This window comes from Azospirillum sp. B510 (assembly GCF_000010725.1).
Taxonomy (GTDB): Bacteria; Pseudomonadota; Alphaproteobacteria; order Azospirillales; family Azospirillaceae; genus Azospirillum; species Azospirillum lipoferum_B.
This window is the reverse complement of sequence record NC_013858.1, coordinates 287840-310861: the sequence shown is the minus strand read 5'-3', so window position 1 is coordinate 310861 and position 23022 is coordinate 287840. Positions and strand designations below refer to the sequence as shown.

Below are 23022 nucleotides of genomic sequence, written 5' to 3'. Positions count from 1 at the left end.
CGGCCTCAGTTCTTCGGCAGGGTCTGCGGCGGGGTCAGCGGATTGCTTTCCGCCGGCACGATGGCGGCGCCGTTGCTCAGTTTCAGCTGGCCCGACACGACCACGCGGTCGCCGGGGGTCAGGCCGCTGCGGATCTCCACCTGGTTGGACAAGCGGTCGCCGACCTTCACCGGCTTGCGCTCCACCACCAGATGATCCTTGCCGTCCTGGCCCTTCTGCTGCACGGCGATAAAGACCGAATCACCATAGACGGTATAATCGACGGCGGTTTCCGGCACGATCAGGGTGTTGGGCTGCGGTGGCAGGACGACGCGGACATTGGCGAACATGCCCGGCCGCAATTGGCGCTCGCGGTTGTCCATGGTCGCCTGGACCTTGACGGCGCGGGTGTCGGCGCTGACCTGCGGCTCGATCGTGGTGATCCTCGCCGCGAAATCGCGGCCGGGCAGGGCGTCGACATTGATCAGCACATCCTGGCCGACGGACAGCTTGGGGAAGGCCTGTTCCGGCAGCGAGAAATTGATGTAGAGCTGCGACAGGTCGGTCAGCGTGACGATGGCGGCGCCGGGATTGACGTAATCGCCGACATTGACCTGACGGATGCCGAGGTCGCCGTCGAACGGCGCCTTGATCAGCTTCTGGCCGATCAGGGCGCTGGACCGCTTCATGTTGGCGTTGATCTCGTCGAGCTGGGCCTGATACTGGTCGACGTTGCTCTGCGGCGTGGCCTGGCTGCGGCGCAGGTCGCGATAGCGCTCCAGGTTCAGCTCGGCCAGACGCGCCTGGGCGCGCTGGGCCAGCAGGTCGGCCTGTTCGGTGGCGTCGTTCAGTTGGACCAGCGGGTCGCCGGCCTTGACGCGGGCGCCCGACTCGAAGGGGATGCGGTCGACCCGGCCGGCGACCTCGGGGGCCACCGTCACCTGACGCGCCGCCTGCAACGTGCCGATCGCCGACAGGTATTTCGGAATGGTCTGCACCGTCGCCTCCGCCAGCGCCACCGGGGTGGGCGGCGGCTTGTTGTTGGCGAAGAAGTCGGCGATCGCCTTGTTGCGGAAGCTGTTGAAGCCATACAGCCCGGCGCCCAGCAGTCCCAGGATCACCAGGGTGATGACGATTCGCAGGGTCAGACGCCCGGTCGTCACCGGCTTGCGCGGCGGTGGCGAGGGGCGTGGAGGCGTCCCGTGGCCCGGCTCGGACACCGGATGGCCGAATGACGTCTCGGTCTTTGGCGGATGATCCAGGCTCACGATCGGTTGCTCCGGTCTTTTGGATATTGGGTCATGGGTGTCGTCGGTTCCGCTGCCGCGCCGCCACCGTCGGGTGGTGGTTCGGACGGCAGGAAGGGAAATCGCCCGCCACGCTCCTGCGCGGCGATGGCTTCGTCGGAGAGGCCCAGTCCGCGCAGAATGAACCAAATGGTCTGGCGCGCAAGCTCCGAACGCTCGCAGGGGTAGGGGACGACCGCCCCGCCGGACAGGCAGAGGGTCGCCATCATCTCGCACAGATGTGCTGCGAGCCAGAGCCCGTTCTCCGTATCGATCGGGCCGGGCCGCAGATCGCCGGCGGCGGTCGCCGCCGCGATGGAGGCGGCGAAGCAGGGCAGGAAACGGCTGCGCAAGCCTTCGAAGACCTGCCGCATGAACTCGCCATCCTCGAGCAGGCTTTGAATCGACAGGCGATGGCGGGTGCGCTCCACGGGATCGCTTGGAATCTCGATCACGAAATGGCTCACCAACTCCTGGATCATCCGCACCAGCGTGGTGGTGCTCGGCGGCAGCGCCACCAGCCGTTCATAGTCCGGGTCGTCGTCGACGCAGCTCAGGAAGATCGCCTCATAGAGCGACGCCTTGGATGGAAAATGCTTGAAGATCAAAGCTTCGGACACGCCGGCGGCCTGGGCGATCTCGCGAGTCGTCGTCGCGGCGAACCCCTTGCGCGCGAACAGCGGCAAGACCGCGTCGATGATCGCCCGCTTGCGGGCGCGGCTGTCCAGGCGTGGCGCCATTGGTTGGGTGCGCTGATTGTTGAGATAATAAGTGAGCACTCACTTACCTTGAGTGGGGCTCATATAGTTCGGGTGCGGCAACTTGTCCATGGGCTTTGCGAAAGCGGGTGCCGCCCGTCCGCCTGGCTGCCGATCTTTCGCCATTCTTTGAAGCTGTTGGGATGGACGAATGGATTTCCGCACCCGCGCAATCGCTTTAGAGTCGGGGAACTGGACCCTGACCGGAAGGAGCGTGCGCGTGATGGAGCCCATCCTGTGGGAATGGATCAACGCCCTGGCGCGGTGGCTGCATGTCATCACCGCCATCGCCTGGATCGGATCGTCCTTCTACTTCATCCATCTCGACGCCTCGCTGCGCCGCCGCGCGGGGGCGCCGGCCGGGACGGCGGGCGACGCCTGGCAGATCCATGGCGGCGGCTTCTACCACATGACCAAATACATGGTGGCCCCACCGCAATTGCCGGAGGAGCTCACCTGGTTCAAGTGGGAATCCTACGCCACCTGGCTCAGCGGCTTCTTCCTGATGTGCGTGCTCTATTACCGGGGCGCCGACCTGTTCCTGATCGACCAGGACGTGATGGCGCTGACCCGGTGGCAGGCGGTGGCGATCAGCGCCGGCGCGCTGGTGGCGGGCTGGGTCGCCTATGACCTGATGTGCAAGTCGCCGCTGGGCCGCAACGATGGCGCGCTCGCCATCGCCGGCTTCGTGCTGCTGGTGGCGACCGCCTGGGGGATGACGAAAATCTTCAGCGGGCGGGGCGCCATGTTGCAGGTCGGCGCCCTGATGGCGACGATGATGGCCTGCAACGTCTTCATGCTGATCATCCCCAACCAGCGCAGGACGGTGGCGGCCATGCTGCGCGGCGAGACCCCGGATCCGGCGCTGGGCAAGCAGGCGAAGCAGCGGTCGCTGCACAACAACTATCTGACCCTGCCGGTCGTCTTCCTGATGCTGTCCAACCATTACCCGCTGGTCAGCTCCACCCGCTACAACTGGGTGATGGTGGCGCTGGTGCTGGTGGCCGGCACGGCGATCCGCCATTTCTTCAACAGCCGCCACGCCGGCAAGCCGACGCCCTGGTGGACCTGGGGGGTTGCCGCCGCCGGCATGCTGGGCTGCGTCTGGCTCAGCACCATGGGGCCGGCCACCGCCGGCACGGCCGGCACGGCGCCGCTCAAGGTCGGCTTCGCCGAGGTGGAGGAGATCGTCTCCACCCGGTGCGGCATGTGCCATGCCGCCCAGCCGGTGTGGGAGGGCATCGCCACCCCGCCGCGCGGCGTCGTGCTGGAAGGCGACGGCATCCGCCGCCATGCCGACCAGATCCGCTTGCAGGCCGGTTTCACCAGCGCCATGCCTCCCGCCAACATCACCGGAATCACCCCGCAGGAGCGGGCGGTGCTGGCGGCATGGACCGACGACGTCAAGTAACCCTCCCTGACAGCATTCCATCGCACCGGATCCCAATGCCCGACCAAACCATCGCCGCCCCCATCGCTACCGCCATCCGCGGCCGTCTGCTCAGCTTCCACCGGGCGCCCGCCGGGCCGGGGGACCTCGATTGCCTGACCTATCTCGAGGATGGGCTGCTGCTGGCCGATGCCGACGGGCGCATCCTGGAGACCGGCGACTGGGCCGACCTGCGCGGCCGGCTGCCCGCCGGGCTGACGGTCGACGACCACGGCGGCAAGCTGGTGCTGCCGGGCTTCATCGACACCCACATCCATTTCCCGCAGACCCAGGTCATCGCCTCCTACGGCGCGCAACTGCTCGACTGGCTGGAGAAATACACCTTCATCGAGGAGCAGCGCTTCGCCGACCCGGCGCATGCGGCCGCCAACGCCGCCTTCTTCATGGACGAGCTGCTGCGCAACGGCACGACCACGGCGGTGGTCTACGGCTCCGTCCATCCCCAGTCGGTCGACGCCCTGTTCGCCGAGGCCGAGGCGCGCGGCGCCGGGCTGATCGCCGGCAAGGTGATGATGGACCGTCACGCGCCGGCGGCCCTGACCGACACGGCCGACGGCAGCTACCGCGACGGCAAGGATCTGATCGGCCGCTGGCACGGCAGGGGACGCCAGCGCTACGCCGTGACACCGCGCTTCGCCATCACCTCGACCGAGGCGCAGCTGGAGGCGGCCGGCGCCCTGCTGCGCGAGCATCCCGGCGTCCATATGCAGACCCATCTTTCGGAGAACACCGACGAGATCGCCGAGGTGCGCCGCCTGTTCCCCGGCGCCCGCGACTATACCGACGTCTATGACCGGTTCGGGCTGCTGGGGCCGACCTCGCTGTTCGGCCACTGCATCCATCTGTCGGAGGCGGAGATGGCGCGGCTGTCGGAGAGCGGGTCGGTCGCCGTCTTCTGCCCGACCAGCAACCTGTTCATCGGCAGCGGCCTGTTCGACCTCGACGCCCTGTCGCGGCCTGGGCGGCCGGTGCGCACCGCCATCGCCACCGATGTCGGCGGCGGCACCAGCTATTCCATGCTGCGGACGGCGGCGGAGGCCTATAAGGTGCTGCAACTGCGGCGCCGGAACCTGCCGGCGCTCGCCGCATTGCACTGGATGACCCGCGGCAATGCCGAGGCGCTGGGCATGGCCGGCGAGATCGGCAGCCTGGAGCCCGGCCGCTGGGCCGACCTTGTCGTGCTCGACCCCGCCGCCACGCCGGCTATGCGACATCGCATGAAGACGGTCGACGGCGATTTGGAGGAGGAGCTGTTCATCCAGGTGACGCTGGGCGACGACCGCTCGGTGGCCGCCACCTATCTGCGCGGCCGGAAGTCGCACCCGCGGCGACAGGGCTCCGAATCCGTGTTAACGGATATTAACGTCGAGGATAGCGTTGAGGTAATCGGTGTCCCAGCCTGCCAGCTTCCTGCGGAGCTTGATGCTGGTGGGTCTGGGAGTGGCGGCCGGCTTTTTGGTGGCGCGCCGTAATCCGGAGCGCGGCCGGGCGGGTTCGGCGGCCTTGCGGACGAGGTTGATGGCGAAGTGGCGGACGACGGCCATGTTCAGGGCGCCGTGGCCTTTGCGCAAGCGGGACTGGTCCTCGTTGAAGACGACGTCGAGCAGCCAGTGCAGTTGGTTCTCGATGCGCCAATGGCCGCGCACGGCCTCGGCCGCCGCCTGGGCGGCGAGCGGGGCGGAGGTGATGTAATAGCGCGTGTCGGTGCGGCAACGATCCTTCAGCTCGGTCTTGCTGACCACCCGAACGATGGCGGCGACGGCGGGCAGGCGGACTTCGCCGGGAAAACGCCGCGCGCCGCTCAACCAATCGACCTGGCGCGCGACCGTGACCGCGCGCTGCTCGATCCGGCCATGGCCCTTGTCGATATCGGCGGCGTGATCGAGCGTCTCCGGCGGTGCGCTGGTGAAGAAACTCTCGATCTCGTCGCGCAGGGTGGGCTGGTTGGCTTTGACCGCCAGCAGATAGTCGGCCCCGGCGTCGCGAACGGCCTGGGCGATGGTGGCGTTGCAGGCGATGGCGTCGATGGTGACGATCGCGCCCTTGAGCCCGCCCTCGGTCGCCAGGCGCTCCAGCAGAACCGGAATGGCCGCCAGTTCGCTGGCTTTGTCCTCGACGGCCTCCTGGCCGAGGACCAGACGGCTGGTGGTGGCGAAGGCCGAGACCAAGTGCAAAGGGGCCTGCCCAAGGCTGCGGTCATGGCTGCGTCGCGAGGTCTTGCCGTCGATGGCGACCAGTTCCGGCCGGTCGGGCCACGCCTCGCGCACCCAGGACAGGAAGCAGTCCTGGAACAGGCCGGGAGGGATCCGGTTCATGAACACGGTCAGCCAGCGTCCGCTCGGCACCCCATGGTGATAGGGCTGGAAGCGCCGCAGAAAGTCGAGCCGCGCTTCACCCCAGGCGGCGATCGCCTCGTAATCCTCGCAATCCGCGATCGTCCCGCACACCGCCAGAAGCAGGATCTCCGGTAACGGATAGGCGACCCGCCAGGGAGCACGCGGGTCGTCGATCCGCGAAAAATGTTCCAGCAGCGCCTTCAGCCGCGATTTCTCACCAAAGCCGGCTTCGATCGAACTCATGGGAGGACCTTCCAAGACGAGAGCCTCCACCGAATCAGAAACTTCCCAATTCGTAAACCGCTGTTAACCCGACTTCGGAGCCCTGCCCGCGGCGATCCGACGCTTGACCCAGGCCCCCAGCCCCTGTAGGAGTTTCGCCGTCATTGGGGAGTAGCCACCCGCCGGCATCGATTCGGCGGGGTTCGCGTCAACAGACTTGGATGGTTCCGGCCTCCGGCCGTTACCGCCATGGCGCGCACGGCGACCAGAGGGTCGACCCGGCGAGACCAGTGGATCGGACATCTCCGCGGCCAGCCGGAGTGCGTCCGGTTCCACTGTGTTGTCTGGCCCGGGAATAGCCATGATCGCCACCTCCCTCGCTCTCGCTTTCAGCCTTTCGATGGATTCCTTCGCCGCGGCCCTGGGCCGTGGGGCCTGTCTGCGCCGTGCCGGCCTGCCCGAGGCGGTCCGCGTCGGCGCCGCCTTCGGCATCTGCCAGTTCGCCATGCCGCTGGTCGGCTGGGGGATCGGCATCGCCTTCGCCAGCCTCGTCGAGTCGGTCGATCACTGGATCGCCTTCGGTCTGCTGCTGCTGGTCGGCGGTGCCATGCTGCGCAACGCCATCACGGATGACGGTGATGCCGGCGAAGCCGATTGCGGCCCGGTGCGCAGCGCGCGGTCGGAGTGGCTGGCCCTGCTGACCACCGCCATCGCCACCAGCATCGACGCCGCCGCCGTCGGTGCCGGGTTGGCGCTGGTCGATGTCGACATGGTGACCACTTCGGCGCTGATCGGCGTCGTCACCTTCGCCGTGGCGTTCGGCGGCGTGCTGATCGGCAAGGCCGCCGGCAACCATCTCGGCCGCTGGGCGGAGATGGCCGGCGGCGTGGTGCTGATCGGGCTGGGTACGAAGATCCTGCTGGATCATATGCTGGCCTGAAGGTGGGCCGCCGGACGTCGGGGATTCACCAGCGCGCCTCGTCCGTGCCGAGCGGACCGGCCGGCCGGTCCCAGCGGATCGGTGATCCTTCGATGGTCAGGGCGGGTTTCAGGCGCTGGGCGGGACCCCAGGCGGTATGCTCCGGGTCGTCGGCGAAGTCTCCCGCATCGGCGTCCCGCAAGGTGCCGTCGCCGGCCGGGAGCGGCAGTTCGGTAAGCAGTGTCCCGACCCTGGCCAGCGACGTGCGCCAGGATGACCCCCGCCCGTCCACCAGCCGGCGGGTCAGGCCGCGCAGGGCGGCGGTGGCCAGAAGATAGCCGGCGGCATGGTCGAGCGCCTGGACGGGCAGGGGCCTGGGCCGGTCGCCGCCATGGCGGCGCATTCCTTCGGCGGCGATGCCGCCGCTCATCTGCACCAGACTGTCGAAGCCGCGCCGGTTCCGCCAGGGACCACTCCAGCCATAGGCGTCCAGCGACACGTCGATCAGGCCGGGACGGAGCCGCTGCCGGGCTTCGCGACCGAGCCCCATCCGGTCGAGGGCATCGGCGCGGTAGCCATGCACCAAGAGATCGGCCTGCGACAGCAGGTCCGTGAAGCGTTCCCGCTGGCCGGGGTCGCGCAGGTCGAGGCGGGCGCGGCGCTTGCCGGGCGTCATCTCGGCCAGAAGGGAGGGCTCGTCCCACCAGGGCGGGTCGATGCGCAGCACCTCGGCGCCGAAACCGGCGAGGAACCGCGTGGCGGTCGGCCCGGCGAGGACGCGGGTCAGGTCCAGCACCCTCACGCCGGCCAATGGGCGTTCCACCGAGGGGCGTTCCACCGAAGGGCGCTCCGCCAGGGTAGGCGCGCGGATGTCGCCGGCGGGCTCCAGCGCCTCGACCCACAACAGCGGCTCGCCGGCGACGGCCTCCCCCTGCGGATGACGGCGCCAGGCGGCGAGATCGCGCATCGCCGCGGCACATCCGCCGTCGCCGACGATGGCGGCTTCCAGCCCGTCGGCGTCCCGGCGGCGGACCGCGGCGGCCACGGCATCGCGGTCGGGCGCCGTGCCAAGGATGCGCAGAGCCGCGTCTCGATGATGCGCGGCGTTGGTGTGAAGGCGGATCCAGCCATCCCTGGTCTCGTAATCGCCGGCGATCGGATCCCAGGCGGGCGGCAGGCTCCAGCCGCGCGGCCTCACCGAGGTGCCGAACCACAGGGAGGCCAGACGCTGGTCGACGGTCACCGGCGGTCGGTGGCCGAAGGCGGTCTCCCTGAACTCGGCGACGGCCAGCCCGGCGGCGGCGACCGCGGCGGCGGCCAGCGCGCTGACCGCGAAGACGGAGGGAAGATCCCCCTCGCCGTGAAACGCGACGGACCGGCAAAGCCGGTCGTCGCCACCGGCCGCCCGCCAGATCGCGGCAAGGGCCGTGCGTTGCGGGGAACCGGAGTCCCCGTTCATCAGCGCCATGAGTGTCTCCATCGGATAGGGCGACGGCTGGGTCGCTCCGCCTTCACTCCATCGCGGGCCTGCCATATCGTCAATCTTGATTGTTTCAATCAACATGAGGACAGGAGGGGGAGGGCGGAATGGCGGTCTATCTGTCGGCCGAGGAGGCGGCGACGCGGCTGGGCGTGTCCCGCCAGACCCTCTATGCCTATGTCAGCCGGGGCCTGTTGCAGGCCCATGCCGCGGCGGATCCCCGGCAAAGCCGCTATCTGTCCGACGAGGTCGATCGGCTGGGCGCGCAGCGCAAGCGCGGGCGGCGGCCGAAGGAGGTCGCCAAATCGACGCTGGACTGGGGCGTGCCGGTTCTCGAATCGGCGATCACGCTGATCCGGCGCGGACGGCTCTATTACCGCGGACGGGATGCCGTGGCCCTGGCGGCCACGGCGACGCTGGAGGAGACGGCGGCCCTGTTCTGGGGCTGTGCGGTGGACGCCGCGTTCCCACCCGAACCACCGGCCGTCCTTCCCGCCTATGACGCCCTGTTGCCGCACTGCGCCGGGAGTCCGCCGGCCGAAGCCTTGCCCGCCCTGCTGCTGGCGGGGGCGTCCGACGACGCGACGGCGTCATGGCGGCCGGCCGACGGGCGATTCCTCGGGAATTGCGGCGGGCTGCTGCGCCTGCTCTTCGCGGCGGCCCTGCGCAGCCGGCCGAGCGCGGCGCCGCTGCACCAGCAGCTGGCGGCGGCCTGGGGGCTGGACGGGGCGGGCGGCGACCTCGTCCGCAGGGCGCTGGTGCTGTGCGCCGACCATGAGCTGAACGCGTCCAGCTTCACGGCGCGTTGCATCGCCTCCACCGGGGCCAGCCTGCGGGCGGCGGTGGTCGGCGGGCTCTGCGCCCTGTCCGGCAACCGGCATGGCGCGACCACCACGCGGATCGAGCATTTCTGGACTGGGCTGACCGACCATGAGCCCGTCGCCGCGCAGTTGGAGCGGCGGCTGGCGGCGGGAGAAAAGATTCCGGGCTTCGGCCACCCGCTCTATCCCAACGGCGATGTCCGCGCCAAGGCGTTGCTGGCGCGGCTGCTGCCGGATCACCCGGCGGCGGCCGAACTGCTGCGCGCCGCCGAAGGTTTGACCGGACAGGCGCCGACGATCGACATCGCCCTGGTGGTCCTGCGGCGGCATCTCGGCTTGCCGGAAGGGTCGGCCTTCACGCTGTTCGCCCTCGGCCGCGCGGTCGGCTGGATCGCCCAAGCGATGGAGCAGCGGGGAACGGAGCGACTGATCCGTCCCCGCGCCGTCTACACCGGGGTGCCGCCCGACGAGTCCGCTGGCGATGTCGCGGTGGAAGAGGCTTGAGCCGGCTACCCCGCCAGCGTCATCCCCATCTCCCAGAAATCCGCCTCCAGCCGGCTGGCCTGCCGGAAGATCGTCAGCAGACGGGGGAAGCGCGCCTCCGTCATCCCGTCGGCCGCCAGCCGGTCCAAATTCTCCCGCGCCGCCCGCGCCACCTCCTGATAGGCCTCGCCGGCATATTCGGCGATCCAGACGCGGTAGGGGTTGGCCTCGTCCAGGGCGCCGGGCAGCCCGGCCAGCCGGCGGCCGATCTCGGCATAGCCGATGACGCAGGGGCTGAGCGCCACATGCAGATCCAGCAGGTCGCCGCGCAAGCCGGTTTCCAGCACATAGCGGGTGTAGGCCATCGTCGCCTTGGCCTCCGGCGCCTGCTCCAGCTCGGCGGCGGACAGGCCCCAGCCGGCGCACAGCCCGACATGCAGGTCCATCTCCACATCGAGGATCGCCTTCAGCCCGTTCAGCGAGGCCCGCATTTCGCGCAGGTCGCGGCCCTTGTAGATGGCGAGCGCGTAGGCGCGGGCGAAATGGATCAGGAACAGGTAATCCTGCACCAGATAATGCCGGAAACAGCCCTGCGGCAGCGTCCCGTCGGCCATCCCGCGCACGAAGGCGTGGTCGACATAGGCCGACCAGTCCGGCCGCGCCCCGGCGACGAGCCGGTCGAACAGGTCGGGGCTGGGGGTGGATCGGGTCATGGCGGCGCTCTCCGGTGTCGCTGGCGTGAGTGGGCGCACACTCTACCCGCTATTCCCCCGTTTGCAGCAAGGCCCCGCGCACCCGCGCCTGATGGAAGGCGTAGAGGAACACGGCGATGCCGGCCGCCATGAAGAGCAGGTTCAGCCCGGTCGCCCAGGCCAGATGGTCCCAGCGCAGGGCGCCGTCGAACACCAGCGCCCGCAAGCCCTCGAACACATGGGTCGACGGCAGGGCGAGCGCCACCGGTTGCAGCCACGCCGGCAGCACCGAGACCGGGTAATAGACGGCGCTGACCGGCGCCAGCATGAAGACGACGATCCAGGCCAGCCCCTCCGCCCCCATGCCATAGCGCAGGATCAGCGCGACGATCAGCAGGCCGAGCGACCAGCCCATCACGATCAGGTTGGCGAAGAAGGCGACCAGCGGCAGCCCCAGCGCGAAGACCGAATAGCCGAAGAAGGGAAGCGCCAGCCCCGCCGCCGGCAGCACGCCGATCAGCGTGCGCAGCAGGCTCATCGTCATCAGCGCCGTCACCCATTCGCCGGGCCGCAAGGGGCTGACGAACAGATGGCCGAGGTTGCGCGACCACATCTCCTCCAGGAAGGAGATGGAAACGCCGAGCTGGCCGCGGAACAGCACGTCCCACAGCAGCACGGCGCTGACCAGCACGCCGGCCCCCTGCGCCACCCAGCCGCTGCCGCCGCCGCTGCTGGAGGCCATGAACTGGTTGATGTAGCCCCATAGGATCATCTGCATGGTCGGCCAATAGGCCAGCTCCAGGATGCGCGGCCAGGATCCGCGCAGCAGGTACCAGTAGCGCAGCACCATGGCGCCGACCCGCCTCGCCGAGAAGGTGGCGCGCGGAACGGGAACGCCTTCACTCGGCGGCATCGGCGGCCTCCCCGGTCAGGATGCGGTCGGCGGAGGCGCGGGCGATGTCGAGGAACACCTCCTCCAGAGTCTGGCGGCCATAGCGGGCGAGCAGGGCGGAGGGGGCGCCGCGGTCGACGATCCGCCCCTGCCGCATCACCAGCACGCCGTCGCACAGCCGCTCCACCTCCAGCATGTTGTGGGAGGCGAGCAGGATGGTGGCGCCGGTGCGCAGGCGGTAGCCCTCCAGATATGTCCGGATCCAGTCGGCGGTGTCGGGATCGAGCGACGCCGTCGGCTCGTCCAGCAGCAGAAGCTCGGGTTCGTTCAGCAGCGCCTTGGCCAGCGCCACGCGGGTTTTCTGCCCGGCTGACAGTCCGCCGGACGGGCGATCGAGAAACCGCGTCAGGTCAAGATGCTCGGCCAGATCTTGGACGCGCTTTTTGACGCATGTCAAACCGTAGAGGTGGGCATAGACGGTAAGGTTCTCCCGCACCGTCAGCCGATGGGGCAGTTCGACATAGGGGGAGGAGAAATTCATGCGCGGAAGCACGGCATGCCGATGGCGCGCCATGTCGACGCCCAGGATCTCCACCGTCCCGGCCGTCGGCAGCAGAAGCCCCAGCAGCATCGAGATGGTCGTCGTCTTGCCGGCGCCGTTGCCGCCGAGGAGGCCGGTGACGCCGCCGCGCGGCACGGTGAAGGCGATGGCGTCGACCGCCGTCACCTCCCCGCCGTCCGGCGTCGGGAAGCGCTTGGTCAGCCGGTCCGCCCGGATGGCGGGCGTGGCGGCCGGCAGGGGGGCGGCCGGCAGGGAGGGGGGCGGCTGCGGAATGGGCTGGGGAATGGTTGGCTCGGTCATGGGCACAGAATATGGCGGCAAGCGCCGCAACCGCCAGGGTCATACTTTCCGGGGAAATGGATCATGGTGACGCTCGCCAGCGCACTGACCGTACCGGTCCAGGCAACGCCGGCGCCCTCGCACTGGGCGCAGCCGGACGGCCGCATCACGCTCCGCACGCTGATCCTGATCCGCTGGGTCGCGGTGCTGGGGCAACTGGCGGCGGTGACCTTCGTCAGTCTCGGCCTGGAATTCCCGTTGCCGCTGGGGCCGGTGCTGGCCGCCATCAGCGCGTCGGCCCTGCTGAACGTGGTGGCGATGGCCCAGCAGGGCGGCCGGCTGCGGCTGGCCGACCGCGATGCCGCGCTCTATCTCAGCTACGACATGTTGCAGCTGACGCTGCTGCTCTATCTGACCGGCGGGTTGAGCAACCCCTTCGCCATCCTGCTGCTGGCGCCGATGACCGTGGGCGCGGCCATCCTGTCGCGCTACAGCACGGTGCTGCTGACCGGGCTGAACCTGATCTGCCTGACGGCGCTCGCCCTCTGGCATTTCCCGCTGCCGTGGGAGGAGCCGGTGCGCGCCATGGCGCCGCTCTATGCCTTCGGGGTCTGGCTGTCGCTGACGGTGTCGTCGCTCTTCATCGCCGGCTATGTCTTCCGCGTCGCCGCCGAGGCGCGGCGCTTCGCCGACGCACTTGCCGCCTCGCAGGTGGCGCTCGCCCGCGAGCAGCGGCTGGGCGCCTTGGGCGCGCTCGCCGCCGCCGCCGCGCATGAGCTGGGCTCGCCGCTCGGCACCATCGCCGTGGTGGCGAAGGAGCTGGCGCGCGACCTGCCGCCCGACAGCCCCTATGGCGAGGATGTCGAGCTTCTGCAAAGCCAGGTGATGCGCTGCCGCGAGATCCTGGCCGATCTGGCGCGCAAGCCGGAGGCCGACGGCGGCGACCCGTTCGAGCGGCTGCCGCTGACCACGCTGATCGAGGCCGCCGCCGCTCCGCACCGTCTCGGCCATATCCAGTTCGCCGTCGAACCGCACCCGGTCGGCGAGGCGGAGGAGCCCTTCCTGCGCCGCAGCCCGGAGATCATCCACGGCATCGGCAACTTCATCCAGAACGCCCACCAGTTCGCCCGCCACAAGGTGACGGTCGCCGCCGCCTGGGATGGGCGCGGCATCACCATCACGGTGATGGACGATGGTCCGGGCTTTCCGTCCCATCTGCTGGGCCGCATCGGCGAACCCTATCTGTCGGTGCGCGGCGAGCGCTCCGGCCCCAAGGGGCAGACCGGCGGCGGGCATATGGGGCTCGGCATCTTCATCGCGCAGACGCTGCTGGAAAAGACCGGGGCGACCGTGCGCTACACCAACAACCCGCCGTCGAACGAACAGCCTGTCGGCCCCCCGCCCGCCGATCAGACCGCCGGTGGACATCCCCCGCAGGGCGGCGGTGGCGCGCGGATCTCCGTGCGCTGGAAAACCATCAACGCCAAGAAATGAGGTTTCACGGTGGACACCCTCAAAACAACCGATGACATGCTGTCGGGCGATGCCGTCAAACTGACCTTCACTGGCGACGTCACCCGCAGCCTCCTGATCGTCGACGACGATGCTCCCTTCCGCACGCGGCTGGCCCGCGCCATGGAAAAGCGCGGCTTCAACGTCGTCGCGGTCGACAGCGTGCAACTCGGCATCGAGGTGGCGCAGGAATCGGCCCCCGCCTTCGCGGTGGTCGATCTGCGGCTGGGCGATGGCAACGGGCTGGACGTGGTCGCGGCCCTGCGCGACGCCCGCCCCGACGCCCGCATCGTCATGATGACCGGCTATGGCAACATCGCCACGGCGGTGGCGGCGGTGAAGGCCGGCGCGGTCGATTACCTGCCCAAGCCGGCCGACGCCGACGCGGTGGAATCGGCGCTGCTGGCCGATGGCCGCCCGCTGCCCCAGCCGCCGGAAAACCCGATGTCGGCCGACCGCGTGCGCTGGGAACACATCCAGCGCGTCTTCGAGCAGTGCGACCGCAACGTCTCCGAAACCGCGCGCCGGTTGAAGATGCACCGCCGCACCCTGCAACGCATCCTGAACAAGCACGCCCCACGCGCCTGACGGCGGCGGGTCCGGCTTGACGTCGAGCGACCGGCCCGCCTTCCGGGCGGACCGGTTCGACACGTTCCGTCGATGCGGGTCAGGCGATGTGGCTGTCCGTCCGGCAGGTCTTGATGCCCAGCAGCGTGTAGGCCGGGCAGAAGCCGACGAACGCGGTCAGCAGCGGCACCAGCCCGACCAGCCCCCACAGGCTCTGCGGCCCGACGACGGTCAGTGAAATCAGGATCAGCCCGAGGATGGCGCGCAGCGCGCGGTCCACCGGGCCCAGATTGCGGCAATTCATGATGGCACCTGTCCGTGTTTGAGCGATGACGTCCACCGCTCTACACCCGGGCCGGGCCATGGTCTGTGACAGAGTCACACTCCGGCACCCATTCCGGCATCCATTCCGGCATCCGGGTCCGACCGGACTGTGATGTGCGGTCCTGATCGGCCCCTGGACCACAGATCGGCCAAGCCATTCCGTTTTCAAGGAATTGGATCATCCGCCGCTCGACCCGCAGCAGGATCTCGCGGGCGGGCAGGTTGTGGCATGCACGGCTGTGGTCGCGGATCTGACGGATCACGCTGACCGTGGCGCTATCTTGACGGTGCGGCATGACGCATATCTCCGTCTAAAGGATGAGAGACTCTATCCTATATCTCCTATCCAATACAGCATAAAAGCGGGTGTCTCAAACTTTCAGGAGACGAGCTGCGGATCATTTCCCGCCAGTGTCAGCAGCGCTGCCGGATCGGACAGCTGAATCCGGCCGCTTCGGGTTCCAGTGCCGCCAAGGCCGGGAAAAGCGCCGGGACCTCCGCAGCCCAGCCGGTGCGATCGAGCGTCATGGCCCCTGTCCTTCCGAGTAGCCCCCATTATCCCCCGGCCGGCATCGACGGTCCATACCGCAATGCGGCAGGGCCAGGAAGACTACCCACTGCGCGCCGGTTGCTCGCCGCATGCCCTGGATGGCCGATGCAACGGCTGGACTAACACTGCGTTTCAGCCAATCGGACGAACCGCCGAGCCTGCCCGCCGGACAGCCACCGCTGTCCGCGATGGGGGATCGGGCCCACGGACGGTCCCATGGCCGCGCTTTCCGGTCGTTACGCGAGGAGGACCCTTTGGCCACCCAGGAACTTCAGGATCATCCCCGGCACACCACCCCTGAGTCTCGGCGGGGCCCCGGTTCCGTCTCCCCCGGCATCTCTTATGATCTGTCGGCCAGCGCCGCCAGCGCGGTGCGCCGGACCACCGGGCTCCTGCGGCGGCACAAGCTGTTGATCGGTACGGTGATCGTGGTCGGCACCGGGTTGGCGGCCCTGGTCGCCTTCCGGATGACGCCGCTCTACAGCGCCGAAACGCTCATCATGGTGGAGCACCGCAAGAACACCGTCCTCAATTTCGACGGCGTGGTGTCCGACATGACCCCCGACATCAGCGCGCTGCAAAGCGAGGTCGCGATCCTGAAATCGCCGGCCTTCGCCGAAAAGGTCGTGACCAGGCTGAAGCTGATGAACGATCCGGAATTCAATGCTTCGCTGCGTCCGCCGCCGCCCGGATGGCTGGCGGCGCTGAATCCGCGCAACTGGATTCCCGACAGCTGGCGGCAGGGCGGCGGCGTACCGCTGTCGCCGGAGGAGGTCGAACGCAACCGGATGACCGCCGTGGTCAATGCGGTGCTCGACAACACCTCGGTCCGGCCGCAGGGACGCTCCTACGTCATCGCCGTCAGCTTCGACAGCGAGGATCCGCGCAAGGCGTCCCTGATCGCCAACACCATGGCCGACCTTTATCTGGTCGATCAGCTCGACGAGAAGTTCAAGGCGTCCAAGCGCGCCACCCAGTGGCTGGAGGAACGGCTGACCGACCTGCGCAAGGAGGCGCAGACCACCGGCGACGCGGTGGAGAAATACCGGACCCAGCATGGCCTGACCACCTCGTCCACCAACGAGAGCACCGTGGTCGGCCAGCAGCTGAGCCAGCTGAACACCGACTATGTCCTGGCCCGCACCAAGCGGCAGGAGGCCGAGACCAAGCTGCGCGACGTCACCGCCATGGCGAATTCGCCGCGCGGCGCCTCGGCGGTCGGCGACGTGCTGGGCTCGCCGCTGATCCAGGCCCTGCGCGAGCGTGAGGTCGATCTCCAGCGCCAGATCGCCGACGCCACCAACCGCTATGGCGGCAAGCACCCGATGCTTCAGGCCCTGCAAAGCCAGCTGCGCGACCTGCAAGGCCAGATCAAGGCCGATGTCGGCAAGATCGTCGCCAACCTCGGGAACGAGCTGGAACTGGCCAAGGGGCGGGAAAAGGCGCTGAAGGCCAGCCTGGACCAGGCCGAATCCAAGCAGAACGAGCAGCAGCAGGCGACCGTCGGCCTGCGCACGCTGGAACGCGACGCCAATACCGCCCAGTCGATGTATGAGGCGCTGCTGACCCGCTCGCAGCAGATCGCGGCGCAGACCGACATGCGCCAGCCCGACGCCCGCGTCGTGTCCGAGGCGTCGATCCCGCTCGATCCGTCGCAGCCCAACCGCAAGTTGATCCTGCTGCTGGCGCTGGTGGCGTCGGGCACGCTGGGCGTGCTTCTGGCCATGCTGCGCGAGCGGGCCGACGGCGGGTTCCGCAGCCCGCACCAGTTCGAGACGGCGACCGGCGTGCGCAGCCTGGGCATCGTGCCGCGCATCCCGCGCTTCGGCGGTTCGCCGGCCGCCTATGTGGTGGACAAGCCGATTTCAGCCTTCGCCGAATCGATGCAGAACCTGCGCACCTCGCTGCTGCTCGCCAATCCGGACGGACGGCACCGGGTGATCCTGTTCAGCTCCTCGGTTCCCGGTGAAGGCAAGAGCTCGGTCGCCGCGGCCTTCGCCCGCATCTGCGCCAACGCCGGCCAGCGGACGATCCTGGTCGATTGCGACCTGCGGCGGAAAAGCCTGCACGAGATGCTTGGGCTGTCCAACAGCCGCGGCCTGTCGGAGCTGCTGGCCGGCACCGCGGTGCTGGAGGAGGTGATCCAGGTCGATCCGCGCACCGGCCTGCACGTCATCGCCGCCGGTCATGGCAGCACGCTGCCGCAGGACACGCTGGGCTCCTCGGGCATGCACCAGCTGCTGTCGCGCCTGTCGGTCGATTATGACCGCATCGTTCTGGATTCGCCGCCGGTGCTGGCGGTGTCGGAAGGCAAGCTGCTGGCGGCCCTCGCCGACCAGACCGTCTTCATCGTCCGCTGGGGCATGACCAAGCGCGGCACCGCCATGGCCGGACTGAAGGAGGTGGTCGAGGCCGGCGGCGAGGTGGTGGGCGTCCTGTTCAGCCAGGTCGATACCCGCCGCCATGCCCAGTACGAGTTCCCGGACAGCGGCCGCTATCACGGCTACCGCCGCTACTACGCGAACTGAGAGCGGCGGTAGCGCCGCGTCACCCGATCCGCCCACCACCGATGAGCCCATGAATGTCGGCAGGACACCGCATTTTCCGGAACATCCGCGCCCTTGCCGCCGCCAAGGTGGCGACGATGGCGAGCGGGCTGGTCACCGCCGCCTGGACGGCGCGTGTCCTGGGACCGGACAGTTTCGGCGTGCTCGGCTTCGGCACCTCGCTGATGGCCTATGCGGCGCTGTTCGTGAACATGGGCCTGTCCACCTACGCCATCCGCGAGATCGCCCGCAACCGTGAGCGGGAGGACCATCGCGAGAGGGCGGCCGCGCTGTCGGAGCATGTCCTGACCCTGCGCACCGTTCTGGCCCTGCTGGTGGGCGCCCTCTATGCCGTTTTCGTCCTGTCGCTGGACAAGCCGATGGCGGTGAAGGCGGTTCTTCTGGTGCAGGCGGTGCAGTTGCTGGGGAACGCCCTGGTGCTCGACTTTGTTTACCAGGCGACCGAGAAGATGGGGGTGATCGCCACGCGCGAGATCGGCACCTCCATCGGCTCCATGCTTCTCGTCTTCCTGCTGGTGCGTGGGCCTGAGGACGCCATCACCGCAGCCGCCATCACCGGCGGATCGATCACCGTCAACGCGCTGGTGATGATCGGCCGTTTCCGCCGCGATTTCGGCCATCTGCGCCCGCGGGTCGACCTGGAAGTCTGGCGCGAAATCCTGACGGCGGCGACGCCGATGGCGGTCGGCGTCTTCGCCTGGGCGATCTTCACCCATCTGGACGTGGTGATGCTCGGCTTCCTGGCCCCGCACACCGAGGTCGGCTGGTACAGCGCGGCGGTCAAGATCCAGACGCTTGCCAATCTGGTCGGCAACATCGTGATGAACGCCTTCCTGCCGCAGCTGGCCGCCGCCTATGGCGAGCTGGGACCGATGCGCGACCGCATGCGGGCCTACGCCTCGGTCATGCTGGCGGTCGGCGGGCTGGTCGTCGCCGGCGGCCTCGCCCTGGCGCCGTCGATCCTGGCGACGCTGTTCGGCGACGCCTACGCCCCGGCGACGCTGGCGCTGCGGCTGCTGATGCTGGCCTCGGCGGTGGTCTACGCCAACATGATCCTCGGCAACCCGCTGCTGGTCTGGCACCGGCAGACCGGCTACATGGTCGCCATGCTGGCGGGCGGGGCGCTGAACGCCCTGCTGAACATCTGGTGGATCCCCCGCTACGGCATCGAGGGTGCCGCGATGGCGACCTTCACCGCCGAGCTGGCCGCCACCATCGCCATCGCCTGGATCCACAGGCAGGCGGTCGGCGAGCTGTATGGCGGCATCACCGCGAGGGCCATGCTGTGCGCCGGCGCCGCCATCGCCGCGGCACTGGCGCTCGACCGCGTCGCGGCACCCGTGTTCGATCGGATGCCGGCGCTGGTGCATTTCGTCGCCGGCAGCATGGCGATGGTCGTGCTCTATGCGGCCATGGCCGTGCTGACGGGGTTGGTCCAACTGAAAAGGCTGCGCCGGCTGACCAGCGCCCCGGCCTGAGGGGGCCTGAAGGGGGCGGAGCCTGGCCCGGCAGCCTGCCTTACCCCCGATGCACGGGGCCGGAGCTGCCCATACCGGCCACCAAGCGGAATGTGCCTATTGCACCACTTTCGAACGTCTCTGTTGGTGCCCCCAAGCATTCATTTGGCCGCGACGGGGGTTAGTACCATTAATATGGCGTGTTCCGGCAATCATGGTCTTTTCATCGGACGGCGATTTCTGAAACACTTCGCGTCGCACAACAGCAGGTACGGGGTACTTCATCGTCATGATGAAGTCACAACAAGAAAACAATTTCGAATTTTGAGATTTCCCCATTTGCCTTCTTGGCGGCGCGCCAGGGTGCTGGGGGTCTCCAAACGTCTCGGCGGCCTGCCATGAAGGGCGGGTCAACGGCAAACGGCAGGAGCGACGATGCTTCCCAAGACTTTTTCCGATCGTAACGTCTGCGTCCTCGGGCTCGGCTATGTCGGCTTGACGCTGGCGGTCGCGATGGCGGACGCCGGCTTCCAGGTGCATGGGGTCGAGGTGCGGCAGGACGTTCTCGACAAGCTCGGCCAGGGCGACCCGCATTTCCACGAACCGGGCCTGACCGAGAAGCTGCGCCACGTCATGGCCCGCGGCCGTTTCACCTTCAGCCGCGATCAGGAGGATTGCGGCAAGGCCAGCGTCTTCATCATCACGGTCGGCACGCCGCTTGGCAAGGACGGGCGGGTCCGCACCGACATGATCGAAGCGGCGACCCGGCAGGTCGCCGCCGGCCTGCATGACGGCGATCTGGTCATCCTGCGCTCCACCGTGAAGCTGGGCACCACCCGCAACGTCGTGGCGCCGATCCTGCGCGCCACCGGCAAGCAGTTCGACATCGCCTTCTGCCCGGAACGCACGCTGGAAGGCCAGGCCCTGCTGGAGCTGAACCAGCTGCCGCAGATCGTCGGGGCGGAAAGCCTGGACGTCGCCACCCGCGCGGCGCAGATCTTCGGCTTCCTGACGCCGACCACCGTCAAGGTCTCCACCCTGGAGACGGCGGAGCTGATCAAGCTGGTCGACAACACCTACCGCGACGTCACCTTCGCCTTTTCCAACGAGATCGCCCGGCTGTGCAACGCCATGGAGATCTCGGCGGTCGAGGTGGCGCGCGCCGGCAAGCTGGGATATCCGCGCACCAACCTGCCGCTGCCCGGCCCGGTCGGCGGCCCCTGCCTGGAGAAGGATCCCCATATCCTGATCGAGGCGGCGCGCGAGGTCGGGGTGGAGATGGCGATCACCGCCGCCGGCCGTCTGGTCAACGAAAGCCAGCCGGTCGAGGTCGCCGCGTTCCTCGGCAAGCTCGCCCATTCGATGCAGGGCTTCCCGCAGGCGCCGACCATCAGCCTGATGGGCCTCGCCTTCAAGGGCCGGCCGGCGACCGACGATCTGCGCGGCACCATGGCCAAGCCGGTGCTGGAGGAACTGCGCCAGCGCTTCCCCACCGCCCGCCTGCGCGGCTTCGACGCCGTGGTGCGCCCCGACGACATCCGCAGCTTCGGACTGGAGCCGGCCGCCAACATGGCCGAGGCGGTGTCCGGCGCCAATCTGGCGGTGATCCTGAACAACCACCCGGTCTTCACCTCGATGCCGCTGCCGGATCTGGCCCAGCGGATGGACCGGCCGGGCGTGATCTACGACTTCTGGAACAACTTCAACAGCCGTGACGTCGACCTGCCCGACGGCACCGCCTATGTGGCGCTCGGCAGCCATGGCGCCGCCCGCTACGCGCATGTGGCCTGACGGAAACCGGGCGTGAAGAGGAATTTGACCGACATGAAACACTATCTCGTCACCGGCGGCAGCGGCTTCATCGGCGCCGCCCTGGTCCAGCGGCTGGTCCGCGACGGCCACCGCGTCCGCGTGCTGGACGACAACTCGCGCGGGCATACCGGACGGCTGGCCGGTGTGCTGGATGATGTCGAGTTCGTCCAGGGCGACATCCGCGACGCCGACGCCGTGCGCGGGGCGGTGCGCGGCGTCGATGGCGTGCTGCATCTGGCCGCCGTCAACGGCACCAAGCATTTCTACGAGAAGCCGGAGGTGGTGCTGGATGTCGGCGTGCGCGGCATGCTGAACGTGCTGGACGCCTGCCGCGCCGACGGGGTGGGCGATCTGGTCGTCGCCTCCTCCTCGGAGGCCTACCAGACCCCGCCGCTGGTGCCGACGCCGGAGGAGGTGCCGTTGGTGGTGCCGGACGTGCTGAACGCCCGCTACAGCTATGGCGGCTCCAAGCTGATCTCGGAGCTGCTGGCGGTGAACTGGGGCCGCAGCGGCTTCGACCGCGTGGCGATCTTCCGTCCGCACAATGTCTACGGTCCCGACATGGGCTGGGACCATGTGGTGCCGGAATTCTCCCGCCGCGCGGTGGAGGCGGTCGCCGGCCACCCGGGCGGGCCGGTGCCCTTCAAGATCCAGGGCGACGGCCGTCAGACCCGCGCCTTCGTCCACATCGACGACGCCATCGACGGCATCGTGACGGTGATCGGCAAGGGCGGGCATCTCGGCATCTACCATGTCGGCAACCCGGAGGAGGTCACCATCGCCGACCTCGCCCGCCGGACGGTCGCCTGCCTCGGCCGCGAGGCCCAGGTGATGCCCGGCCCGGCCGCCCCCGGCGGCACCGACCGCCGCAGCCCCGACATCGCCAAGCTGGCGGCGCTGGGCTTCACCCCGCGCATCCCGCTCTCCGCCGGCCTGCCCGGCGTGGTGAAGTGGTACGCCGACCGCGCCCGTGCGGAGGTGGGGCGCATGGGGCAGGCGGCGGAATAGGGGGAAGTTAGACCCCCACCCCAACCCTTCTCCGCGCCCAGCGGGGGAGGGTTGGGGTGGGGCAAGTGCTCGCACAAGATCTTAAGGAGACGGCCCGCATGGACCGCAACAGCCGCATCTTCGTCGCCGGCCACCGGGGACTCGTCGGGTCCGCCATTCTGCGGCGGCTGACCGAGGCCGGACACACCAATCTGGTGATCCGCGACCGCTCGCAGCTCGACCTGACCGACCAGGCGGCGGTACGCGCCTTCTTCGACCGCGAGGGGATCGAGCATGTGATCCTGGCCGCGGCGAAGGTGGGCGGCATCCTCGCCAACGACCGCTTCGGCGGCGATTTCATCCGCGACAACCTGCTGATCCAGACCAACGTCATCGACGCCGCGTGGCGTGGCGGCGTGAAGAAACTGCTGTTCCTCGGTTCCTCCTGCCTCTATCCGAAGCATGCGGAGCAGCCGATCAAGGAGGGGGCGCTGCTGTCCGGCCCGATGGAGCCGAGCAACAAGCCCTATGCCGTCGCCAAGATCGCCGGCATCACCATGTGCCAGGCCTACCGTCGCCAATATGGCTTCAACGCCATCTGCGCCATGCCGTCGAACCTCTATGGTCCGGGCGATCATTTCGATCCCGAGACCTCGCACGCCCTGCCGGGCATGATCCGCCGCTTCCATGACGCCAAGCTGGCCGGCGCTCCGACCGTCACCCTGTGGGGTACCGGCACGCCGCGGCGCGAGTTCCTCTATGCCGACGACATGGCGGACGCCTGCCTGCATCTGATGGACCATTATGACAGCGAGGAGATCATCAATGTCGGCCCCGGCGACGACATCGCCATCGCCGATCTCGCGGCATCGATCCGCGACACCGTCGGCTATCCCGGCACGCTGACCCATGATCTGAGCAAGCCCGACGGCCACCCGCGCAAGCTGATGGACGTGTCGCGCCTGTTCGCCACCGGCTGGCGCCCCAGGGTGTCGCTGGAGGAGGGGCTGCGCCGCACCTACGGCTGGTTCCTGGAGAACGCGGCTTCCGCACACCCCCCGGCCTCCAAGCAGGCGGCGGAGTAAGG

The 23022-nt window shown here is 68.7% G+C and carries 19 protein-coding genes, 1 pseudogene and 1 riboswitch; of the genes and pseudogenes, 11 read left to right on the top strand and 9 right to left on the bottom strand.

Features of this window, described 5'->3' with window-relative positions:
- Positions 1–5: 5 nt before the first annotated feature.
- Together AZL_RS28740 and AZL_RS28735 are read right to left on the bottom strand one after the other, a co-directional pair.
- Positions 6–1199, bottom strand: coding sequence for an efflux RND transporter periplasmic adaptor subunit (locus tag AZL_RS28740; RefSeq protein WP_012977901.1), 1194 nt, complete (start codon positions 1197–1199; stop codon positions 6–8).
- A 44-nt stretch (positions 1200–1243) separates the two neighbouring features.
- Positions 1244–2005 (bottom strand): TetR/AcrR family transcriptional regulator, encoded by a 762-nt coding sequence (locus AZL_RS28735; protein ID WP_042446113.1) that lies wholly within the window; start codon positions 2003–2005, stop codon positions 1244–1246.
- Between the two features lie 241 nt (positions 2006–2246).
- Between AZL_RS28735 and AZL_RS28730 the strand changes: the two genes are divergently transcribed.
- Together AZL_RS28730 and guaD are read left to right on the top strand one after the other, a co-directional pair.
- Positions 2247–3434 (top strand): urate hydroxylase PuuD, encoded by a 1188-nt coding sequence (locus tag AZL_RS28730; protein WP_012977899.1) that lies wholly within the window; start codon positions 2247–2249, stop codon positions 3432–3434.
- A 35-nt stretch (positions 3435–3469) separates the two neighbouring features.
- Positions 3470–4786 (top strand): annotated as a pseudogene (gene guaD, locus AZL_RS28725) (guanine deaminase); the annotation flags it as partial.
- Between the two features lie 36 nt (positions 4787–4822).
- On the opposite strand, the gene AZL_RS28720 reads toward guaD, so the two are convergent.
- The gene (locus AZL_RS28720) at positions 4823–6052 is read right to left on the bottom strand and encodes an ISAs1-like element ISAzs5 family transposase (protein WP_012973506.1); all 1230 of its coding nucleotides are present in this window, start codon (positions 6050–6052) and stop codon (positions 4823–4825) included.
- A gap of 133 nt (positions 6053–6185) precedes the next feature.
- Positions 6186–6309, top strand: a riboswitch (yybP-ykoY riboswitch).
- An 83-nt stretch (positions 6310–6392) separates the two neighbouring features.
- Here AZL_RS28720 and AZL_RS28715 point away from each other — a divergent pair.
- The gene (locus AZL_RS28715; RefSeq protein ID WP_042446110.1) at positions 6393–6971 is read left to right on the top strand and encodes a manganese efflux pump MntP; all 579 of its coding nucleotides are present in this window, start codon (positions 6393–6395) and stop codon (positions 6969–6971) included.
- Between the two features lie 25 nt (positions 6972–6996).
- On the opposite strand, the gene AZL_RS28710 is transcribed toward AZL_RS28715, so the two are convergent.
- Positions 6997–8430, bottom strand: a complete 1434-nt coding sequence (locus AZL_RS28710) for a CoA transferase (RefSeq protein ID WP_042446107.1) — start codon at positions 8428–8430, stop codon at positions 6997–6999.
- 107 nt (positions 8431–8537) lie between these two features.
- Between AZL_RS28710 and AZL_RS28705 the strand changes: the two genes are divergently transcribed.
- Positions 8538–9755, top strand: coding sequence for a citrate synthase family protein (locus tag AZL_RS28705; RefSeq protein ID WP_012977894.1), 1218 nt, complete (start codon positions 8538–8540; stop codon positions 9753–9755).
- Positions 9756–9760: 5 nt separating this feature from the next.
- Here AZL_RS28705 and tenA read toward each other — a convergent pair whose 3' ends face one another.
- From tenA to AZL_RS28690, 3 genes are read right to left on the bottom strand one after another with little or no spacing between them, the layout of a single operon-like run.
- Positions 9761–10447 (bottom strand): thiaminase II, encoded by a 687-nt coding sequence (gene tenA, locus AZL_RS28700; protein WP_012977893.1) that lies wholly within the window; start codon positions 10445–10447, stop codon positions 9761–9763.
- Between the two features lie 49 nt (positions 10448–10496).
- Positions 10497–11339 carry an ABC transporter permease gene (locus tag AZL_RS28695; protein ID WP_012977892.1) on the bottom strand — a complete coding sequence of 281 codons (843 nt, stop codon included), beginning with the start codon at positions 11337–11339 and terminating at the stop codon, positions 10497–10499.
- Positions 11326–12180 carry an ABC transporter ATP-binding protein gene (locus AZL_RS28690; RefSeq protein ID WP_247894540.1) on the bottom strand — a complete coding sequence of 285 codons (855 nt, stop codon included), beginning with the start codon at positions 12178–12180 and terminating at the stop codon, positions 11326–11328. The genes AZL_RS28695 and AZL_RS28690 overlap by 14 nt, the downstream gene beginning before the upstream one ends.
- Before the next feature lie 63 nt (positions 12181–12243).
- On the opposite strand from AZL_RS28690, the gene AZL_RS28685 reads away from it, so the two are divergent.
- Positions 12244–13653 (top strand): ActS/PrrB/RegB family redox-sensitive histidine kinase, encoded by a 1410-nt coding sequence (locus AZL_RS28685; protein WP_012977890.1) that lies wholly within the window; start codon positions 12244–12246, stop codon positions 13651–13653.
- 36 nt (positions 13654–13689) lie between these two features.
- Positions 13690–14259 carry an ActR/PrrA/RegA family redox response regulator transcription factor gene (locus tag AZL_RS28680; protein WP_012977889.1) on the top strand — a complete coding sequence of 190 codons (570 nt, stop codon included), beginning with the start codon at positions 13690–13692 and terminating at the stop codon, positions 14257–14259.
- A gap of 79 nt (positions 14260–14338) precedes the next feature.
- Here AZL_RS28680 and AZL_RS28675 read toward each other — a convergent pair whose 3' ends face one another.
- Together AZL_RS28675 and AZL_RS28670 are read right to left on the bottom strand one after the other, a co-directional pair.
- Complete coding sequence (locus AZL_RS28675; protein ID WP_012977888.1) at positions 14339–14542, bottom strand: YgaP family membrane protein; 204 nt, start codon at positions 14540–14542, stop codon at positions 14339–14341.
- Positions 14543–14582: 40 nt separating this feature from the next.
- A complete protein-coding gene (locus AZL_RS28670; protein ID WP_042446104.1) occupies positions 14583–14858 on the bottom strand; it encodes a hypothetical protein in 276 nt (91 codons plus the stop codon).
- A 508-nt stretch (positions 14859–15366) separates the two neighbouring features.
- Here AZL_RS28670 and AZL_RS28665 point away from each other — a divergent pair.
- The 5 genes from AZL_RS28665 (at position 15367) to AZL_RS28645 (ending at position 23020) form a co-directional block, all read left to right on the top strand.
- The gene (locus AZL_RS28665) at positions 15367–17640 is read left to right on the top strand and encodes a GumC family protein (protein WP_042446101.1); all 2274 of its coding nucleotides are present in this window, start codon (positions 15367–15369) and stop codon (positions 17638–17640) included.
- A gap of 53 nt (positions 17641–17693) precedes the next feature.
- A complete protein-coding gene (locus tag AZL_RS28660; protein ID WP_012977886.1) occupies positions 17694–19157 on the top strand; it encodes a flippase in 1464 nt (487 codons plus the stop codon).
- Between the two features lie 414 nt (positions 19158–19571).
- Positions 19572–20927, top strand: a complete 1356-nt coding sequence (locus tag AZL_RS28655; RefSeq protein WP_012977885.1) for a nucleotide sugar dehydrogenase — start codon at positions 19572–19574, stop codon at positions 20925–20927.
- 33 nt (positions 20928–20960) lie between these two features.
- Positions 20961–21956, top strand: a complete 996-nt coding sequence (locus AZL_RS28650) for an NAD-dependent epimerase/dehydratase family protein (protein WP_012977884.1) — start codon at positions 20961–20963, stop codon at positions 21954–21956.
- A gap of 98 nt (positions 21957–22054) precedes the next feature.
- The gene (locus AZL_RS28645) at positions 22055–23020 is read left to right on the top strand and encodes a GDP-L-fucose synthase family protein (protein WP_012977883.1); all 966 of its coding nucleotides are present in this window, start codon (positions 22055–22057) and stop codon (positions 23018–23020) included.
- Positions 23021–23022: the final 2 nt, after the last annotated feature.

Excerpts from the sequence above, each read along its gene's own strand:
- AZL_RS28735 (WP_042446113.1), bottom strand. The coding sequence starts at position 2,005 with ATGGCGCCACGCCTGGACAGCCGCGCCCGCAAGCGGGCGATCATCGAC.
- AZL_RS28730 (WP_012977899.1), top strand. The coding sequence starts at position 2,247 with ATGGAGCCCATCCTGTGGGAATGGATCAACGCCCTGGCGCGGTGGCTG.
- AZL_RS28720 (WP_012973506.1), bottom strand. The coding sequence starts at position 6,052 with ATGAGTTCGATCGAAGCCGGCTTTGGTGAGAAATCGCGGCTGAAGGCG.
- AZL_RS28715 (WP_042446110.1), top strand. The coding sequence starts at position 6,393 with ATGATCGCCACCTCCCTCGCTCTCGCTTTCAGCCTTTCGATGGATTCC.
- AZL_RS28710 (WP_042446107.1), bottom strand. The coding sequence starts at position 8,430 with ATGGAGACACTCATGGCGCTGATGAACGGGGACTCCGGTTCCCCGCAA.
- AZL_RS28705 (WP_012977894.1), top strand. The coding sequence starts at position 8,538 with ATGGCGGTCTATCTGTCGGCCGAGGAGGCGGCGACGCGGCTGGGCGTG.
- tenA (WP_012977893.1), bottom strand. The coding sequence starts at position 10,447 with ATGACCCGATCCACCCCCAGCCCCGACCTGTTCGACCGGCTCGTCGCC.
- AZL_RS28695 (WP_012977892.1), bottom strand. The coding sequence starts at position 11,339 with ATGCCGCCGAGTGAAGGCGTTCCCGTTCCGCGCGCCACCTTCTCGGCG.
- AZL_RS28690 (WP_247894540.1), bottom strand. The coding sequence starts at position 12,180 with ATGACCGAGCCAACCATTCCCCAGCCCATTCCGCAGCCGCCCCCCTCC.
- AZL_RS28685 (WP_012977890.1), top strand. The coding sequence starts at position 12,244 with ATGGTGACGCTCGCCAGCGCACTGACCGTACCGGTCCAGGCAACGCCG.
- AZL_RS28680 (WP_012977889.1), top strand. The coding sequence starts at position 13,690 with ATGCTGTCGGGCGATGCCGTCAAACTGACCTTCACTGGCGACGTCACC.
- AZL_RS28675 (WP_012977888.1), bottom strand. The coding sequence starts at position 14,542 with ATGAATTGCCGCAATCTGGGCCCGGTGGACCGCGCGCTGCGCGCCATC.
- AZL_RS28670 (WP_042446104.1), bottom strand. The coding sequence starts at position 14,858 with ATGCCGCACCGTCAAGATAGCGCCACGGTCAGCGTGATCCGTCAGATC.
- AZL_RS28660 (WP_012977886.1), top strand. The coding sequence starts at position 17,694 with ATGTCGGCAGGACACCGCATTTTCCGGAACATCCGCGCCCTTGCCGCC.
- AZL_RS28655 (WP_012977885.1), top strand. The coding sequence starts at position 19,572 with ATGCTTCCCAAGACTTTTTCCGATCGTAACGTCTGCGTCCTCGGGCTC.
- AZL_RS28650 (WP_012977884.1), top strand. The coding sequence starts at position 20,961 with ATGAAACACTATCTCGTCACCGGCGGCAGCGGCTTCATCGGCGCCGCC.
- AZL_RS28645 (WP_012977883.1), top strand. The coding sequence starts at position 22,055 with ATGGACCGCAACAGCCGCATCTTCGTCGCCGGCCACCGGGGACTCGTC.